The 17,169-nt window shown below is 60.4% G+C and carries 13 protein-coding genes; 8 read left to right on the forward strand and 5 right to left on the reverse strand.

The genetic code is table 11. The features are described 5' to 3' along the window. Positions 1 to 11: 11 nt before the first annotated feature. Positions 12 to 893, reverse strand: coding sequence for a fumarylacetoacetate hydrolase family protein (locus J3489_RS36100; protein WP_207005589.1), 882 nt, complete (start codon positions 891 to 893; stop codon positions 12 to 14). Between the two features lie 144 nt (positions 894 to 1,037). Here J3489_RS36100 and J3489_RS36105 point away from each other — a divergent pair, with 144 nt between their 5' ends. Further along, the gene (locus tag J3489_RS36105) at positions 1,038 to 1,751 is read left to right on the forward strand and encodes a FadR/GntR family transcriptional regulator (protein ID WP_207005590.1); all 714 of its coding nucleotides are present in this window, start codon (positions 1,038 to 1,040) and stop codon (positions 1,749 to 1,751) included. A 75-nt stretch (positions 1,752 to 1,826) separates the two neighbouring features. Here the strand turns inward: J3489_RS36105 and J3489_RS36110 are convergent, their stop codons facing one another. The 3 genes from J3489_RS36110 to J3489_RS36120 all read right to left on the reverse strand — a co-directional run bounded on the left by J3489_RS36110 (position 1,827) and on the right by J3489_RS36120 (position 4,183). Beyond that, positions 1,827 to 2,882 carry a threonine ammonia-lyase gene (locus J3489_RS36110; protein WP_207005591.1) on the reverse strand — a complete coding sequence of 352 codons (1,056 nt, stop codon included), beginning with the start codon at positions 2,880 to 2,882 and terminating at the stop codon, positions 1,827 to 1,829. A 317-nt stretch (positions 2,883 to 3,199) separates the two neighbouring features. Continuing rightward, on the reverse strand, positions 3,200 to 3,391 hold the full coding sequence (locus tag J3489_RS36115; RefSeq protein ID WP_207005592.1) for a hypothetical protein: 192 nt from the start codon (positions 3,389 to 3,391) through the stop codon (positions 3,200 to 3,202). Between the two features lie 243 nt (positions 3,392 to 3,634). Next, on the reverse strand, positions 3,635 to 4,183 hold the full coding sequence (locus J3489_RS36120; protein WP_242540579.1) for a hypothetical protein: 549 nt from the start codon (positions 4,181 to 4,183) through the stop codon (positions 3,635 to 3,637). 957 nt (positions 4,184 to 5,140) lie between these two features. On the opposite strand from J3489_RS36120, the gene hutH reads away from it, so the two are divergent. From hutH to J3489_RS36135, 3 genes are all read left to right on the forward strand, one after another. Further along, the gene (hutH, locus tag J3489_RS36125) at positions 5,141 to 6,703 is read left to right on the forward strand and encodes a histidine ammonia-lyase (RefSeq protein WP_207005593.1); all 1,563 of its coding nucleotides are present in this window, start codon (positions 5,141 to 5,143) and stop codon (positions 6,701 to 6,703) included. Positions 6,704 to 6,782: 79 nt separating this feature from the next. Next, entirely contained in the window at positions 6,783 to 7,637 is an 855-nt protein-coding gene (locus tag J3489_RS36130; protein WP_207005598.1) for a transporter substrate-binding domain-containing protein, read from the forward strand. A 178-nt stretch (positions 7,638 to 7,815) separates the two neighbouring features. Next, the gene (locus J3489_RS36135; protein WP_207005594.1) at positions 7,816 to 8,745 is read left to right on the forward strand and encodes a LysR substrate-binding domain-containing protein; all 930 of its coding nucleotides are present in this window, start codon (positions 7,816 to 7,818) and stop codon (positions 8,743 to 8,745) included. 147 nt (positions 8,746 to 8,892) lie between these two features. On the opposite strand, the gene J3489_RS36140 is transcribed toward J3489_RS36135, so the two are convergent. Beyond that, on the reverse strand, positions 8,893 to 10,467 hold the full coding sequence (locus J3489_RS36140) for a 4-hydroxyphenylacetate 3-hydroxylase family protein (protein WP_207005595.1): 1,575 nt from the start codon (positions 10,465 to 10,467) through the stop codon (positions 8,893 to 8,895). A 107-nt stretch (positions 10,468 to 10,574) separates the two neighbouring features. On the opposite strand from J3489_RS36140, the gene J3489_RS36145 reads away from it, so the two are divergent. The 4 genes from J3489_RS36145 (at position 10,575) to J3489_RS36160 (ending at position 16,931) form a co-directional block, all read left to right on the forward strand. Further along, positions 10,575 to 11,249, forward strand: a complete 675-nt coding sequence (locus tag J3489_RS36145) for a TetR/AcrR family transcriptional regulator (protein ID WP_207005596.1) — start codon at positions 10,575 to 10,577, stop codon at positions 11,247 to 11,249. Further along, positions 11,246 to 12,928 carry a sigma-54 interaction domain-containing protein gene (locus J3489_RS36150; RefSeq protein WP_242540580.1) on the forward strand — a complete coding sequence of 561 codons (1,683 nt, stop codon included), beginning with the start codon at positions 11,246 to 11,248 and terminating at the stop codon, positions 12,926 to 12,928. Before J3489_RS36145 ends, J3489_RS36150 begins: the two co-directional genes overlap by 4 nt. A gap of 351 nt (positions 12,929 to 13,279) precedes the next feature. Next, positions 13,280 to 14,953 (forward strand): MFS transporter, encoded by a 1,674-nt coding sequence (locus J3489_RS36155; RefSeq protein WP_242540581.1) that lies wholly within the window; start codon positions 13,280 to 13,282, stop codon positions 14,951 to 14,953. A gap of 325 nt (positions 14,954 to 15,278) precedes the next feature. Beyond that, positions 15,279 to 16,931, forward strand: coding sequence for an FAD-dependent oxidoreductase (locus J3489_RS36160; RefSeq protein WP_207005597.1), 1,653 nt, complete (start codon positions 15,279 to 15,281; stop codon positions 16,929 to 16,931). The last annotated feature ends 238 nt before the right edge of the window (positions 16,932 to 17,169 follow it).

Raw genomic sequence — 17,169 nt, forward strand, 5'->3', positions numbered from 1 at the left:
CAACGATGTCGTCATTCGCCCACCTCGTTTTCGAGGACGCCGACGTTCTGGATTTCGATTCGGATTAGATCGCCCCGCTGCAGAAACTTCGGCGGGTTGAAGCCGATACCCACGCCGGCAGGTGTGCCGGTCGCGATGACATCGCCAGGCTGGAGTTCGATACCGGCCGACAGGGTTTCAATCAGAGTCGGGATGTTGAAGATGAGCTTGGAGGTGTTCGAGTTCTGACGCAATTCGCCATTCACCCAGCACTTGATATCGATGTTCTGGCCGTCCACCTCGTCCGCGGTGACCACGTACGGGCCCATGGGGCAGAATCCATCAAGCGACTTTCCAAGGAACCACTGGCGATGGAGTTTTTGGAGGTCTCGCGCGGTGATGTCGTTGATCACTGTGTAGCCGAAAACGTGGTTCATGGCATCCGCCTTCTTGATGCCCCGCCCGCCTTTCCCGATGACTACCCCCAACTCTGCCTCGTAGTCGAGTTGACTCGTGACGCCCGTGTGCCCGGGAATCTTTCCGCCGGGCCCAATGACCGTCGATGCCGGCTTCGTGAAAATCACCGGTGCCTCGGGTGCGTGCTCGCCGTTCTTGGCGCTGCTGTCGAAGCCGGAATTCTGGAATTCAGCGGCATGCTCGTAATAGTTCTTGCCGACGCAGAAGAGATTGCGTCGAGGCTGGTCGATCGGCGCCAGCACTTTTGCCGCGGCCAACGGCGTGCCGGGACCGCGCGGCCGCAGATCCCGGTATAACTGGCCGAATTTGTGAACCAATTGGACCATGTCACCCTGAAAATCAGGGACCAAGTCGTGAACAGGCCAGTACCGTTCCGCACCGGTATCGACGACGGCGATAAGGCGTTTGCCCGCCACGTCGAGGTTCGCGAGTTTCATCTGGTTCCTCCTTTGCGAATCCAATTGGTTGTCGTTGACGAGACTGTAGGACCAAAATGGATTCGATGCAAGCAAGGGCAAACCAATATATTGACCAATTGGTACCGCTAAAGTATGATCGAGCCACTGAAATCGGGGAATGCCATGAGTGAAATCGAGGGAAAAAGCTCGGTGCGTGCAGCCGGAGCAAAGGCGCTCGCGAGCTTTCTAACGAACGAGATCGCCACCGGCAGAATGGGCGACGGAATGAAGCTGCCGGCCGAGCGACTTCTGAGCGAGCAGTTCGGCACGTCGAGGGGCGCGGTCAGGCGTGTGCTTCAGGAGCTCAAGGAGCGGGGGTTGATTAGCCAGTCGGTCGGCAGTGGCACGTTCGTGCGGCGGGGCGCCGCACATTCATTGCCTACGCCTGTTCGGGCCGTCGAAGAAGATCTGAATGGCGGGCAGACCAGCCCGGCCGAACTGATGGAGGCGCGTTTGCTGATTGAGCCGCTGATGCCCCGGCTGATTGCGCGTAACGCCACCGGGGCAGACTTCGCGAAGATGGCCGAGTGCCTGGAGCGATCGGAAGCGGCACAAACCATCGAAGAATTCGAGCATTGGGACGGCGAACTGCATCGCACGTTCGCTCTCGCCACCCACAACTCGTTCTTCCTCAAGATCCTCGAGCTTTCGAATCGTGTCCGGGACCAGGGCGAATGGGGCCGCCTCAAGCGCCATTCGTTGACGCCCGAGCGGCGCAAGGAATACGAGGCACAGCATCGTGCGATTGTCGAGGCGCTGCGAGATCGCGACGCCGAAACGGCTATCGCCGCTTTGACCGGGCATTTGCGCCAGATCAAGCACAATCTGTTTGCCTAGCGACGCGGGCGGTGAGCGCAGCGTTGTTGGTGAGCGACCAGCGAGCGTGCCTTCGCGCATGGCCTGAGCCCGGCTTTACTCATAGTCACGTAGTCGAGCCGGCGCGAGATACCCGGATCGGTCCCCGGTCAGAACCGAAGCGAACACCTGCATGTCGATGCCTCCTCCGGTCAGGACCCCAGCAATGCGCTTGCCGGTGAAGAACGGGTGACGCGCTGCGGCGAGCGCCGCGGCACCGGCGCCCTCGACCACGAGATGATTGCTCTTTGCGAGCGAGCGGATGGCTTCAGCCGTGGCATCCAGACTGGATACGACAACGCCGTCCACGAACGCATCGAGATATGGCCAGTTGGCGTCGAGAACAGTCGACACGCCAATGCCCGTGACCATCGGACTGGATTCCGCTGGAACTTCGACCGGCTTCCCAGCCGCGAGAGAGGAATATAAGGGCGTTGCCGCCTCTGTCTCGCAGGCATAGATTTTCGCGCGAGCGCCCCAATGCGAACACGCCAGCGCGATGCCGGTTATCAGCCCTCCACCACCGAAGGGCACAAGGATTGCCTCGACGTCCGGTAGGTCTTCCAGTATTTCCCGTCCGATGGTCGCATTGCCGACGACCACATCGCGGCATGCGCACGGATGCAAGAACGTACCTGTCTCTGCATCGGGTGTGTCACCACACAATATCGCCCACCATTCCGGATAGCTGACCCTCAGTACCTTTGCTCCGAGCTTGCCGAGCGCCTCGATTTTGCTGCTCGAGGCCGTTTCGGTGACATACACGCTCGCTTTTGCGCCTCGCTCCCGCGCCGCCTCCGCAACCCCAAGCGCGAAGTTCCCCGTGCTCGCTGTATAGACTCCCCTTGAGAGTTCTGTCGGAGTGAGCTTCGACACCGCATTCAGCGCGCACCGTATCTTGAACGATCCGCGCGGCTGAAGGTTCTCCGGTTTGAGAAAGAGGCTCCGATCGGTCGCCTCGGCGTAAGGCAGCAGCGGCGTGCGGATGGCGCGTCCGCGGATCGCCTCTGAAGCCTGCTCGATATCGAGCCGGGAGACATCTGTCAGATAGGCCGAGCCGTTGCCGCCGTCGAGAGGCTTCCGTGAATGATGAAGGATGTCTGAAACGCTCATGATTTCCTCGCGTTTGGGCCCATTGCAGAGGCACGGCCGCTACTCATACCCAGGCACTACGAGCACGGTTGGGCATGAGCGGCAAGAACATACGGCAAATAGCGAAACGTCGGAAGTCGACGGTCCGGCGGACACCGACACGCGAGGCTCGCGGCGCCTCGAAGTGGCTTTCCGTCGGCGGCTCGCCCCGGGTCCGGTGCCGGATTCATGATGTGCACCGCCGTCGAGGGCTACCGCGTGACGGATGCTAAGCAGTATAGGATGAGGAATGCACCTGAATACCGGGGCGGCACCGCCGCAAAAAGATCATGGCTCAGCTACGGTTTGACTCCCTTCTGCATCACCACATCGTGCAGACTTTCATCGACAAAGGTCATGCTCCCACCAACGAACAGTTGGCGCAGATGTTGGCGGCAAGCGTCGAGGAAGTCGAAAGAGAGCTTGTTCGGCTTGGGGACTCTCATGGTGTGGTGCTTCACCCTGGACGGTGCGAGGTGTGGGTTGTGCATCCGTTTTCCTCGTCGCCCACTCACACCTGGGCCCAGGCCGCCGGACCCCAACAAAATTCCGGCTGACGTGCGCTACTTTGGTAATGCCTTTCCGTATATCGGTAAGCCGACCGAGATCTCGAAAGCGGATCTTTCGATACTTCCCAAGGACACCGGCAACTCACGATGCGCATGACGCTCTAATGCCAGGGTTCGTTGGCGGGTCGTCTCGAGGATAAGCCACGGCCGGTGGGCGAACGACGGCTAAGGAAGTGAAGCAGCTTCCGTCTGCCGGAGTTCAATGGCTGTTTGCTGCTGCGGATTCAACCGGTGGATGAAACTGTTTGCTGGAATCGTTCGGCGTTCGAGCGATTCCTTGCGTTTTTCTTCAGCATTCGCGATGAAGTCGGACAGTTCGCGCTCCATGGCTGAATCTTTGGCACCCGGCTTCCACGTCGCGGCTCCGTGCCGCCGGCGCGTGGTCCGAGCCAGTGCTAACGCTGCCATCGCAGCTTTCGCACATTCGTATTCAACCTGGCCGCAAAGGTCGATCGGCTCACCGAATTCGCGGAATGCTTCCACATACTCCCGAGCGGCGTGCGCCGTTGCCGGGTACTCGCGCAGCTCGGAGATAACTCTGCGGCTCAGGACGTCCCACTGCAACTTGTCCGGATAGGCAAAGGCGGGAATGGACACGCCCTTGCTGGCTTCGCGGCCCGTAGGGCCGACCGGCTCCGATGCTGCCCAAGCGGCCTTATGCATCATTGTCCGACAGGTTCGAGCGTAGCTTTCCAGCGATAACGCCAGCTCCAATGCAGTGTCCCGTCGGCGACGCCTGCGCTCCCGGGCATCGCGCGCGGCGATCCATGCCAGCGTTACGACAGAGCCGACCGCCGCTGACGCTAGCGCCAAAGTTATCGGAGTGTTCCAGCTAAGTTGCTGGAGATATTCAAGCCATTCCTGCCGCATACGATGCGCCTCGGAGAAAGAGGTGCACAGAGTATAAGCAATCGTTTGCAGGCTTGCTCGGAGCAAAAAATGCGGTATGTATTTTCGCCACAATCGCTTCAGTCGGGCGGCGCCTATCTTGACAGATCGGGCCGAACCGGGACACTCGTCCGCCCAGCACCGAGGCAGGATCCGTCAAAGGTTTGAGGCTGCTTCGCTTCTAGCGCAGACGGGGAGGCGACGTTGGCCGGATGGCGGCAACGGGCCCGCGTGCCGCCGGTCATGGCAAGCACCGTTCGATTGCTAGACGCTCAACACGGTTCGGCCATGAACCGTCGTTCGCCTCCGCCAGCAACCGGACACTTGTGCGACCGCTTTGCCCTAGACAACAGGCCTTCGTGCGTTGGTCGGAATATCCAGACTTCGCTTGCTGGCGCACTCGGCCACGGATCCCATTGCGCGGCACCGCGTCGGCTTGAGGATGCTATTGCAGCCACGGTTCCATCGACCTGCCCATACAAGAATTCAAGAAAAACATTTACGTAGACGATAATCGAAATACCGAGATTTTCAGGTAACCCCTCAAAATCCGCACACATTATTTTATCGAACCAGATGGAAATCATTCTTTAGGCAGAAAAATTTAACATGACGCGACAAATCGGGCTTTAGAAAATCTAAACCCGAACATCAAATAATATCGTTTGCGCGCCAAGATGGCCGGACGCTACTCTCACCAGCAATGATCTCCAGCGAGGGTCCCGCTTTGAAACTTATTTTGTCACCAACTTCATTACACGCATTCGACGGAGGGAATTCAGAATGAGTTTGGCGAACATCCAATCTCGGCCAAATAAGATCTTCGAAGTTCAGCTCGGAGAATCAGACATTTCGATCGAGCAATTCATTGCCGTGGCCAGACATGGTGCACAGGTAACGTTTTCGCCCGGATATCGCGAGCGCGTGTTGAATTCGCGCCGCCTGGTCGATCTTTTTCTGAGCCAGAACCGGCTTGTCTATGGCGTGACGTCTGGCTTTGGCGCAAATTCGACACGCGTCATCAGCCCGAGCGACGCCGAGCAGCTTCAGCGAAATATCGTGCGCTCCCATGCCGTCTCGGTCGGCGAACCGCTGCCTCGCGAAGTTGTCCGAGCCACGCTCCTGATGATGCTGATCAGCCTCGGCAAGGGCTATTCCGGCGTAAGCCTCGAATTGCTGCAGCAAATCGCCGGCCTGCTGAACAACGACATCACGCCGTTCGCGCCGGGCGACGGATCGGTCGGTTATCTCGCGCCCGAGGCCCATATGGCGCTCGTGCTGATCGGTGAAGGAGAAGCTTTCTGCCGCGGTGAACGCCTGAGTGGCACCGAAGCATTGGAGCGAGCGGGGCTGAAGCCGTACTCGCTGCGATGCAAGGAGGGGCTTGCACTCACCAACGGCACCACGTCAGTGACCGCGATCGGGATGCTTGCGCTTTACAACGCGATCGAGCTTTCGAAGGTTGCCGACATTGCCGCATCGATGTCCCTGCAGCCGCTCAAGGCAACCACGCGCTCGCTGGACGCCCGGTATCACTCCGTCAAGAAACATGTCGATCAGAGGAACACCGCCGACAACATCCGGCGGCTGCTGGCCGGAAGTGCACTATGCGATCGCTTTGCCGATTACAGACTGCAGGACGCCTACAGCCTTCGCGGCATTGCTCAGGTACATGGGGCGTCCAAGCGGGCGATCAACGACGCGTACGACGCGATTCTCGATGAAATGGGGTCGTGCGGCGACAATCCCGTCATCCATCCCGACGGAGAGGATGGCGCCGCGATATCCGGCGCCAACTTCGACGGTACGTTCGTCGGCATCGCGTGCGATCTCCTCTGCATCGCCATGACCACGCTCGCGAAGATCTCGGAGCGCCGGACGGACCGGCTCGTCAACCCGTACTTCAGCGAACTGCCCGCGTTCCTCGCGAAGGATCCGGGGCTGAACAGCGGTTACATGATCATTCAGTACACGGCGGCCGGATTGCTGGGCGAGATGCGCAACCTCGCTCAACCAGCAAGCGTCGACAGCGTGCCGACGAGCGGCAACCAGGAAGACCCCGTGAGCTTCGCCTATCACGCGGCACGAAAAGCCTACGCCACTTCGCAGAAGTTGCAGCACGTGCTGGCGATCGAGCTGCTTACCGCCGCCCAGGCGCTGGACTTCTTCGATCCGGCCGACGCATCACCCGCAACCGCGGCGGCGTATGCGCGAATTCGACAGGTTGCCCCGACTGCAGAAGGCGATCGGTTCTTCTATCCGGACATGGTGGGAGTCCACCGGCTCGTCGAACAGGGCGACTTGCTGAGCATCGTGGAGAGCATCGCCGGCACATTGCACAGCTAAAGCCGGTACTGCCCGCAATTCCGCCTATTTCCAATCCAAGGGCAACCTTGATTCGACAGTATGGAGGTGTAATGTGAATATGATTTTCACAAATGTCCTGAAGGCTTCTCTCGTCACCTTTCTCGGCGTGCTGGCACTGGCAGGAAACGGCGCTCAAGCAAAGGAATGGAAGACCGTGAAGGTTGCACTGGAAGGCAGTTATGCTCCGTGGAATCTGACATTGCCGAGCGGAAAACTCTCGGGATTCGAACCGGAATTACTCGACAATCTGTGCAAGCGGGTCAACCTGCAATGCGACACAGTCGCCCAGGACTTCGACGGCCTCATTTCCGGCCTGCAGGCCGGCAAATTCGATGTTGTGATGGACGCCCTTGCAATCACACCGGACCGCCAAAAGGTCATTGCCTTCTCCAAGCCCTACGCTGCAACGCCGGCCGCGTTCGCGACGGCAGATGGGCATGGATTGGCGAACACGACGGGAAAAACCGCTTTCCTCAAGCTGACCGGCGACCCCAAATCCGACGGACCCGTGATCGCCCCGCTGCGCGATCAACTGAGAGGGAAATCGATCGGCATTCAATCCGGCACGGTTTATACCAAGTTCATCACCGACAACTTCAAGGACGTCACTACAGTACGCCTCTACAAGACCTCGGCCGAACGCGACCTCGACTTGCTCAACGGGCGTATCGACATGGCCTTCGACGACGTGACCTACTTTGCGGGAATCGCCGACAACAAGGAAACCGCTAAAATCCAGACCACCGGACCCAAGATCGGCGGCGCGATTTGGGGCCCGGGAGAGGGACTTGGGTTTCGCAAACAGGATACGGACCTGAAGGCGAAATTCGACGCAGCCATCACGGAGGCACTTGCGGACGGTACCGTCGAGCGGCTGTCGGAAAAATGGTTCAAAACCGATGTGCAACCGTAAGCGTGCAGCATTGCATGACGCCGTTGCGTGGCCCTGGTGCAAGAACCCGGACGATCATCGGGCAGCCGGTGCAAGATACATGGATATGGGGATCGCGATTGTTCGCGTACTTGCTGCCGAGCAACGGGTTGTTGCCTCCAGGGTTGACGATCCCGACGGCATTTCCTAGGTCAACGAGATGAGCCGCCTTCCTCCTCTTCGAGCGCTGCAGATATTCGATGCCGTCATTCGTTACGGGGGTGTCGTGGCCGCAGCGGAGGCGCTTCACGTGACGCCCGGGGCGATTAGTCAGCAGATTCGTGTCCTCGAGGACTTTCTCGGGGTCGCGCTTTTTGAGCGGGAGAACACCGGCCTGCGACCGACACCGCTCTGCGAGCTGTACCATTCACATATTTCCAGGGGATTCGAGTGCTTCCATAGCGCCCAGGCGGCGCTCAAGGCACAGACGGGGCGCCGACTCACCCTCATGACATTTCCGTCGGTTGCGACCCATTGGCTTGCCTCCAGATTGGACACATGGCACACCGTCTGCCCTCACGTGCAGGTTCACGTCGAGGTCGTCGATCACGAAACCAGCATCGGCGCGAGAAGTGCCGACGTCCGGCTGACGTATGGAGCACTACCGCATGACGGAACGCCCTATCACGTCGTCTTTACGGACAGAGTCGCCCCCGTATGTGCACCCTCGCTTTTGCAGTCACAAGGACCGATTTCGCAGCCGGCGGATATCTTGCGCTATCCGCTCATTCACGTTGAGTGGGGATGGGCAAACAGGTCGCCGCCAACGTGGGGAAACTGGCTGCATGCCGTCGGAGTGCCCTTACCCGAGGTGCTGGCGCCACTCACTTATTCCGTTTCAGGCATGGCAATCGATGCAGCAATTCGGGGGAGAGGCATTTCGTTGGGACAAGGCTTTTTTGCCATTGATAGCATCAAGCGACACGAACTTGTTGCGCCGTTCAAGATCGGCCTACCCATGCCGTTCCCATACTTTATTTGCTGGAAGCAAGCTGTGGCGGACTCCCCTGCAACCAGGCAATTTCTCGACTGGCTAATCGAGGAAGCCGAGCAGACGGGACGCGACATAAAAGCCATGTTCGGCGACTGAAGCGCGCATGTACAAGCGCAACAAACCGCCTCGAAAGCGTACGGTAGGCCCTCTACTGTACGATTCTCGGCCCGACTCTATAAAACACCGGCCTCCGCCATTTCATGCTTTCTCCCGCATGCATCTCATGTTCATGGAAATTCCCTTTCAAACTGTCGTCTGCTGCTTGGACGGCAGTACGGGAAGATCGACCATTACCGGGGCGCCGGGAGCCGTACACCCTTGCGAGCAGCATTTGCCAGGCTGAGTATTACGCGTGATGGCTCGGTTCGGGTCGTCCATCAAACCGCGATTCAGGAGCCGCTCGACGAGCTGAACCTTGGAGCCGACCGGATAGTTGCGGTAGATCTCCCGCTTCATCGCTTCCGGCGACCCGCCTCCGTGCATGCTGATAACCGAGTACCAGCCACCCTGATACGAGGCTGTCAGATCCTCGATAAAGCGCGCCGTCTCGATGCGCTTGTCATACGGGATGTCCGAATTGGCGCGGAGAACGTTCTGCAGCGTGGCGGCGGTTTCCGGGTTATGGTCCTCGTCCGGGCCCGGCAGCGTGACAATGAGACCACCCGATACGTAATGCGCGATCTTGTGCATGTCATAGATTTGCGTCGCGAGCAGCAGCTTGCCGATGTTGGAAAACACATGATCAGGAACGAAGCTTTGTGCGGGAGCGTCCTGAGTCGCATACACCGAGGCTGCCACGCCGCATGCGTAGAAGCCCTCAGTGATCTTGATGAGTTCGACCATCTGGTCCCGAAGGTGGTGCTCTTCGCCCGGATCGAAGCCATTTGCTTCGCACATCAGCGCGCCCGCACCGATGAGCAAATCACCGAAGCCCGCCCGCGCACCGATGCAACTGTGACGGTGGTGAGTAGCGTAGTTGTAGGTCATGTAGCCGCTATGCTCCCACTCGCCGGCATAGAACACACGCTCCCAAGGCACGAACACGTCCTGAAACACGACCACGCCTGTCGATTGGCCGTACTTGTTGGAGAACAGAGCCGCCTTCTCGCCGGGGCGGCCGGCAGGACGAGCGACGATCGTCACGCCCTCAGCATCAACCGGAACTGCACAACACACGGCGAATTCCGCGTCTTCCTTGCCCATGTTCCGGCAAGGCATGACCAGGAATTCGTGCATATACGGCGCACCGGTCACGATGGCCTTCGTGCCGGAGATGCGGATGCCTTTGCCGTCGCGGTGGGTGATGTGAACGTAGGTGTCGGGGTTGTTCTGTTGATGCGGTCGTTTGCTGCGGTCGCCTTTCGCGTCCGTCATCGCAACACCCAAGGTCAGATCCCGGTCCTGGATGTCGTGGAGGTAGGCTGCGAAGCGCTCCCGATGTTCGGTTGTGCCCTTCGCGTCGTCGATGCGCGCGGAAACCTGGTGGATTGCGTTCAGTGCGTCGTGCGTCAGATAGCGCTGTGCGCAGCCGGTTTCCTGGCAGATGAGGCGGACCGCTTCCAGTTTGTTGAGGAGGTCGCCGCTGCTGGTATTGATATGAAGAAGGCGGTTGACGACCTTGCCGCTGCTCGCCTGAGTTGCAGTCGTGATCGGTGCGTATTCTTCGCGCAGCGCGTAGTCGTACGTCAGTCCCACTGCATTGACGCCGGGGCGCAATGCGGGCTCGTCAACGACGGATTCGACGCGTCGGCCGTCGACAAACACCTTCGGACGATATTGACGCAGGGACTCTTCATATTCGCGGGAGGACATCAGCATAGGGAGACTCCGGGTTGTTTGAACGACTGGCAATAAAATTAAACGGTGTTCAAAACATTGTCAAGTGTTTGATTCTGTGCGAGCATGTCCAGAAATTGGAGGACCCAATGAAGCTTGCCGAAGTTGATCGGGAGCAGCAGCGTCGGGACCGGCAGGCTGTCGTGAGCGACGCCAAGCGCGCGCACATCTTGGCTGCTGCCCGTGAGGTGTTCGAAGAGCGCGGACTTGATGGCGCAAGCATTCGGGAAATCGCCAAGCGCGCGGGCTATACGCCGGGTGCCATCTATTCGTATTTCGAGGCGAAAGAAGAGATTTATGGCGCGTTGCTGGCCGAATCGCTCGAGCGCCTGAACGCGGCGGTAAGTGACCGGATCAAGGGGGCGCGATCGGAGACTAAGCGCGCCGAACGTGCCGCCATGGCGTTCTATGACTTTTACGCGAGCAATCCCCGCGACCTTGACCTCGGGTTCTACCTTTTTGGCGGGATGCGGCCGCACGGCCTCACACCGGAACTCAACGCAACCCTGAATGAAAGGCTGCGCGACGCCCTCGCGCACTTCGAGGGTGCGCTGCGGGCACTGGGAGCGTCAGAAGAGGCCGCCCGCGTGGAAGTAACGGGATTTTTCGCGCACTGTGTCGGCCTTTTGATTCTGGAGAATACCAAGCGGATCAAGATGTTCCGGGAGGATTCGGCCACGCTCTGTTCGCTCTATGTCGCACGGGTACTTGAGCGGATGAAGGCGTTAGACGACAAATTGATGTCCGCCAAGATAGATTCATGACCGAGGTGAGCAGCATCCTGGACCGCCTGCCGATCGGCGTGATGAGCGTCCGCGACGGGGCGATCGCGTTCATGAACTACACCTTGCGGAGCCTGTTCGACGGAGCCTATGCGTCCCTGGGGGAACTGGCTGAGGTCTTCCCGGGCACGGCTGGGCTCGCCGACGCGCTCGAGCGAGGCGAACCGGTGTGGGTCAGTATCGGCGACGCGGTGTTCTACGTCGACGTGACGGGTCGTGGGCAGGACGGGGACATCGCCGTTTTCGTGCCCTTGAGCTACATGGACCCGAAGGACCCGCAGCTGCGAGAGCTGCGCGAACTCCACACCGACTTTCAGGAAATCTTTCACAACTGCTTCGATGGTATCTACGTCGCCGACGGCAGTGGGCGCTCGCTTTGGCTCAATGAGGGTTTCGAGCGAGCCTACGGCCTCGACGCCCGCGACTTCATCGGCCGCGACGCGCGCGAGCTTGAGCGGCTCGGCTACATCAAGCCCCTGATCACCTGGAAGGTGATCACCACCAAGCAGCGACAGTCGGCGGTGCAGCGCACCAAAGCAGGCAAAAGCGTGCTGGCGACGGGTATCCCGCTCTTCGACGAGCGCGGCAACGTCCGCAAGGTCATCATCAACTCCCGCGACCTGACCGAACTCGTCGCCTTGCAGCAACGACTCAGCGAGGCTGAGGCCGATCTGGCCCGCACCCGTTCCGAGCTCGCGCAGCTACGCTCGGAAAGCCAGCGCGTCGATCTCGTCACTTGGTCGAGCGCCGCCATGCAGGCCGTGATTGATCTTGGCCTGCGCCTGGCGCGGGTCGACACCACGCTGTTGATCCAGGGGGAATCCGGCGTCGGCAAGGACGTCATCGCCCGCCTGATCCATAACGAAGGAACCAGGCAGGATGGGCCCTTCGTCAAGATCAACTGCGGCGCGATCCCGGCCGAGCTCCTCGAATCCGAGCTCTTCGGCTACGAGCGCGGCGCCTTCACGGGCGCCCGCAAAGAGGGCAAGGCGGGTCTCTTCGAGGCCGCTCATGGTGGCACCCTGTTCCTTGACGAGATCGGCGAAATGCCGGCGCCGTTGCAAGTCAAGCTCCTGCAGGTGCTCCAGGACCGGGCCTTCACCCGTCTCGGCAGCACCCGGACGGTCAATGTGGACTTCAGGCTGATTGCTGCGACCAACCGTGACCTCAGGTCCATGGTACGGGAGCGGACATTTCGCGAGGATCTCTTCTATCGCTTGAGCGTCGTCCCAATCCATATTCCCCCGCTCAGGGAGCGGCCGGAGGACGTCGTCCCCCTCACCCACCGTTTCCTGCAGGAGATCAACGAGCGCTACGGCTTCGCGCGCCGCTTCTCTGGAGCGGTGATGGATCGTCTTCTGCGCTACGCTTGGCCGGGCAACGTTCGAGAACTGCGCAACATCATTGAGCGGCTCGCCGTTACCGCACACGAGGACGAGATCGGGCTCGAGACCCTGCCAAGCGATATCCTTGTCGAGAACGGGCCCCACGCGCCCTCAAACAAGCCTTTGAAGGCTGCCATGCGCAGCCATGAGGTCGAGACCGTGCGAGCCGCCGTCGAGCGCCTCGGCTCGATCGGTCGGGCGGCCGCCCATCTGGGCATCAGCGAATCCACCGTCAAGAGACGCCTGCGAGAAGGGCGAAGCCCCGTCAGCCATTGAGTCGATGGCCCAAAGGCGCTCGGCCATGTTCGGCTGAGGTCAGATTTGACCTGACCCGGCCAGAACTGATCCTCTCGAGAAGAGCGACGCTCACGCTCACCTGCACAAGCCACTGAAAACACAAGGAATTTCCTTTTGGCACGCCACTTGCGTTAGCCCTGCTGGCGAAACTTGCGCGAGGTGTGGCATGACAGAAATCCTAGTCACGGACGGGCTCGTCGTCGGAGAGAGCTGTGCGGGCCAGAGTGCTGCGTTGACCGCAAGCGAGGCAGAGATCGTCGGGGGCGGGACGCGCTGCCGCGCAGGCTCCCACGCTTCGATCAATCAACAGCAGATCCAGAGGAAACACCCATGACCACAACTGCCATGCCGCTCCGCGAAACCGTCGGCGTCACGCGCGAGGAGCGCAAGGTCATCTTCGCCTCATCCCTCGGCACCGTCTTCGAGTGGTACGACTTCTTCCTCTACGGTTCGCTCGCCGCGATCATCGGGGCGACCTTCTTCGGTGCCTTCCCGCCGGCGACGCAGGCAATCTTTGCGCTGCTCGCCTTTGCCGCAGGCTCACTCGTGCGCACTTTCGGCGCGCTCGTCTTCGGGCGCATCGGCGACCTCGTCGGTCGGAAATACACGTTTCTCGTCACCATCCTGATCATGGGGCTATCGACCTTTCTCGTCGGCCTCCTGCCGGGCTCAGCGACGATCGGCCTCTGGGCGCCGATCATCCTGATCGTGCTGCGCCTCCTCCAGGGCCTGGCGCTCGGCGGCGAGTACGGGGGCGCCGCGATCTACGTCGCCGAGCACGCCCCGCCAGGCCGACGCGGCTTCTACACGTCGTGGATCCAGACGACAGCGACGCTCGGCCTCTTTCTTTCGCTCGGCGCGATCCTCGGCACCCGCGCCATGGTCGGCGAGCAGGCCTTCCCGGTCTGGGGCTGGCGCGTGCCCTTCCTGCTCTCGTCTGCGCTGCTCGGCATCTCGGTCTGGATCCGCATGCAGCTCAACGAGTCGCCGGTGTTCCAGCGGATGAAGGCGGAGGGCAAGGCGTCGAAGGCGCCGCTGACCGAGGCCTTCGGCCGCTGGTCGAACCTCAAGATCGCCCTCATAGCACTCTTCGGCCTCGTCGCCGGCCAGGCCGTCGTTTGGTACATGGGCCAGTTCTACGTGCTCTTCTTCCTGCAGAACATCCTTAAGGTCGACGGCTTCACAGCGACGCTGCTCGTCTTCTGGTCGCTCTTCCTCGGCTCGGGCTTCTTCGTGGTCTTCGGCTGGCTTTCCGACAAGATCGGCCGAAAGCCCATCATCATCGGCGGCTGCCTTCTCGCCGCGGCAACCTACTTCCCGATCTTCCAGGCGATCACCGAGCGCGCCAACCCGGCGCTCGCCCGCGCGCTCGAGACCGTCAAGGTCACTGTTGCCGCCGATCCGGCCCAATGCGGCGACCTGTTCAACCCGGTCGGCAACCGGGTCTTCACGGCGCCCTGCGACCTCGCCCGCGCCTACCTCGGCCAGAGTTCGGTCCGCTACGACCGACGGGCCGCTGCGCCGGGCGAGCCGGTGCGCGTCCTCGTCAACGGGACGGCCGTGCCGTTCGAGGCGGGCAAGCTCGCCGAATCCCGCAGCGCCGTCACCGCGGCCCTCCAGGCCGCGGGCTACCCGAAGGCCGGCGCCCCCGGCACGGTCAGGATGACCCACGTCTTCGATCTTCGGAGCGCGCAGGTTCTGTCGATCATCGGGCTTCTCTTCGTGCTCGCGATCTACGTCACCATGGTCTACGGCCCGATGGCGGCGGCGCTGGTCGAACTCTTCCCGGCCCGCATCCGATATTCCGGGCTGTCGCTGCCCTACCATATCGGCAACGGCTGGTTCGGCGGGCTCCTGCCGGCCACCGCCATCTCCATGGTGGCGCAAACCGGCGACATCTATTTCGGGCTCTGGTACCCGATCGTCTTCGCAGTCGCGACCATCATCATCGGTGTCCTAACGGTTCCGGAGACCAAGGACCGCGACATCGCCGACCTTGGCTGATGACACGAGGCCGGCCCCTCACATCTGCGCTGAAGCGCGTTCTTCCCCGGGGCGGGCATACCGCAGACGGCGTCCGTTCGTGCCGCTTTGCTGGTATGGCGTTGGTCCGAGGCGGGTTGGCGCTGATTCGCGACATGGGTAAGCGATCGCCAGCCAGCAAATATTGGGTGGCGGCCACCGCTTTGTCGAGGCACAAGGCTTCGGTCGGTCGCGGCAACGTTCGCGACGCCAATCAAAGAGGATGTTTTCGGAGACAAGCATATGGCGTTCTTCCCTGACGTCTACTGCTCGTTCAGAACACCTTAATTTAGTTTTTGACAGAAGAATGACGCTCATGTTGGATTTTCTTGTAACCGACGTACTGGTCGTAGGAGAAGGCTCCGCGGGTCAAACTGCGGCGCTTGCCGCAAGCGAAAAGGGTTGTGACGTTACCTTGCTCAGCGATGGCCGCGCACCGAGTACTGCCGTCTCCACCGGCTTTCTCACCTACGCTGCGCACGAGGGCTTCGATCGTGCCCGGTTCTACGAAGCGATGTCGCAAACCACTGGAAAGGGCTTGTGTGATATTGCGCTCTTGAGGCGTCTCGTCGATGAAGCGCCAAAGGAAATGGCGGAGTTGATTGAGACATATCAGGTTCCTGTCGACAAGGCCGAGCGTGGACTGAGAGCGCGCCGGGCAGTGAGTAAGAGCGGACGCGAGCTGCTTTCCGGATTGGAAACCGAGTACGCGAAGAACGATGCCGTCGAGGACATAACGGGGCTCATGATGGAGTTCTCGTCGACACACGGAACCGCGCTCTATGCCCAGTTGCGTAAAGCCGTCAACACGTCGCCCAATATTCGGCGCGCGCGGGGAAGTGCTCTGGTTCTCGAACCCGGTTCCACTACGGTCGGTGCCCTTATCGACGGCAAGCCGGTGACGATCGCCGCTCGCTCGATCATCCTGGCGACTGGCGGGATTCAGGGCCTATACGAGGTCACGGATAACCCCGAGACGCTGACGGGCGATGGTCACGGCATGGCGATGGACGCCGGTGCCGAGCTGATCGACATGGAGTTCATGCAGTTCTACCCGCTCTCGGTCAACGAGGAGGGCGTGCCGACACTCTTCCTTTATCCAGATTTCCCGAGGCGCGCCAAGCTCATTAACGACATGGGCGAAAACATCATGGTGAAGCATCTTGGCGAGGGCTCACAATACCTTTCGGAGCTGCACAACTGGGATCAACTGGCGGCAGTGGTGCAGACGGAGATCGTCGAAGGCAAGAAGGTCTTCGTTGATTTCCGTGAAACGACTTTAGAAGATTGGGCGCCGGACTCACTCACAGGCACCTTCTTGGGCAAGTGCGTGCCGAATTTCCGAACCACCCCGGTACGGGTTGCCCCTTCGGCGCACTACACGATCGGCGGTCTGAGGGTCGATGTGGAAGGCCGGACGAATCTTCCCAACGTCTATGCTGTGGGAGAGGTGGCTGGCGGCGTGCATGGCGCCAACCGTCACGGTGGCGTCGCGCTCGTCGAAGCCATGACGTACGGCCGGATTGCCGGACGGCACGCGGCAGAAAGCCTTAACGGCAAAGCAGCGCAGCAAGGAGCATCTCTTCTTCCTCCAGCCAGCAAATCGGGAAAGCCAAGCAGGATTGACGGGCTAATGAGCGATCTGCGTCGCGCAAACCAGTTTGCTCTTGGGCCGATTCGTGACGGCGCACGGCTTGTACGTGTCGGGGAACAGTTCGCTGAACTGCTGGACGAGGTCCGCTCGTTTGGCTGGAACAGCTACCGCGAGATGCAAGAAATCTTGCGCCTCGAACGCGCGATCAAGCTGTCTGACGGCATGCGCCAAGCCATGTTCCGCCGCACCGAGACGCGTGGAGTCCACAATCGGTCCGATTTCCCGAACTCCAGTGATGCATGGCTGAAGAAGCAGACATTTGCGCTGCGAGATGGGAAATTTCATTTCGAGGACGTCCCCGTCTAATCGAAGCCACGCAAGTGCGACGTCACGTTGGCGGCACGCTCGCCGCCTATGGCCTGTATCGCGCATCGCTCGAATACTACCGCGCGATTCGCGAATGGATCGCGTGTGCTTATCGTGAGTCAGGTCGCGTTCGAGACGGTATCGCATCGTAAGTTGGAAAACTCAATTTTATGGAGGAGATTTATGTCGCAGCGACCGGTACTTGGGAAGTTTCCGCAGGTTGATCATCACCAGGCAA

This window comes from Trinickia mobilis (genome assembly GCF_017315705.1).
Taxonomy (GTDB): Bacteria; Pseudomonadota; Gammaproteobacteria; order Burkholderiales; family Burkholderiaceae; genus Trinickia_A; species Trinickia_A mobilis.

What these genes read in the sequence shown, in the direction of transcription:
- J3489_RS36135 (WP_207005594.1), top strand. Translation starts at nt 7,816, where the DNA reads ATGAGCCGCCTTCCTCCTCTTCGAGCGCTGCAGATATTCGATGCCGTC.
- J3489_RS36150 (WP_242540580.1), top strand. Translation starts at nt 11,246, where the DNA reads ATGACCGAGGTGAGCAGCATCCTGGACCGCCTGCCGATCGGCGTGATG.
- J3489_RS36130 (WP_207005598.1), top strand. Translation starts at nt 6,783, where the DNA reads ATGATTTTCACAAATGTCCTGAAGGCTTCTCTCGTCACCTTTCTCGGC.
- J3489_RS36100 (WP_207005589.1), bottom strand. Translation starts at nt 893, where the DNA reads ATGAAACTCGCGAACCTCGACGTGGCGGGCAAACGCCTTATCGCCGTC.
- J3489_RS36105 (WP_207005590.1), top strand. Translation starts at nt 1,038, where the DNA reads ATGAGTGAAATCGAGGGAAAAAGCTCGGTGCGTGCAGCCGGAGCAAAG.
- J3489_RS36115 (WP_207005592.1), bottom strand. Translation starts at nt 3,391, where the DNA reads ATGCACAACCCACACCTCGCACCGTCCAGGGTGAAGCACCACACCATG.
- hutH (WP_207005593.1), top strand. Translation starts at nt 5,141, where the DNA reads ATGAGTTTGGCGAACATCCAATCTCGGCCAAATAAGATCTTCGAAGTT.
- J3489_RS36110 (WP_207005591.1), bottom strand. Translation starts at nt 2,882, where the DNA reads ATGAGCGTTTCAGACATCCTTCATCATTCACGGAAGCCTCTCGACGGC.
- J3489_RS36160 (WP_207005597.1), top strand. Translation starts at nt 15,279, where the DNA reads ATGACGCTCATGTTGGATTTTCTTGTAACCGACGTACTGGTCGTAGGA.
- J3489_RS36155 (WP_242540581.1), top strand. Translation starts at nt 13,280, where the DNA reads ATGACCACAACTGCCATGCCGCTCCGCGAAACCGTCGGCGTCACGCGC.
- J3489_RS36145 (WP_207005596.1), top strand. Translation starts at nt 10,575, where the DNA reads ATGAAGCTTGCCGAAGTTGATCGGGAGCAGCAGCGTCGGGACCGGCAG.
- J3489_RS36140 (WP_207005595.1), bottom strand. Translation starts at nt 10,467, where the DNA reads ATGCTGATGTCCTCCCGCGAATATGAAGAGTCCCTGCGTCAATATCGT.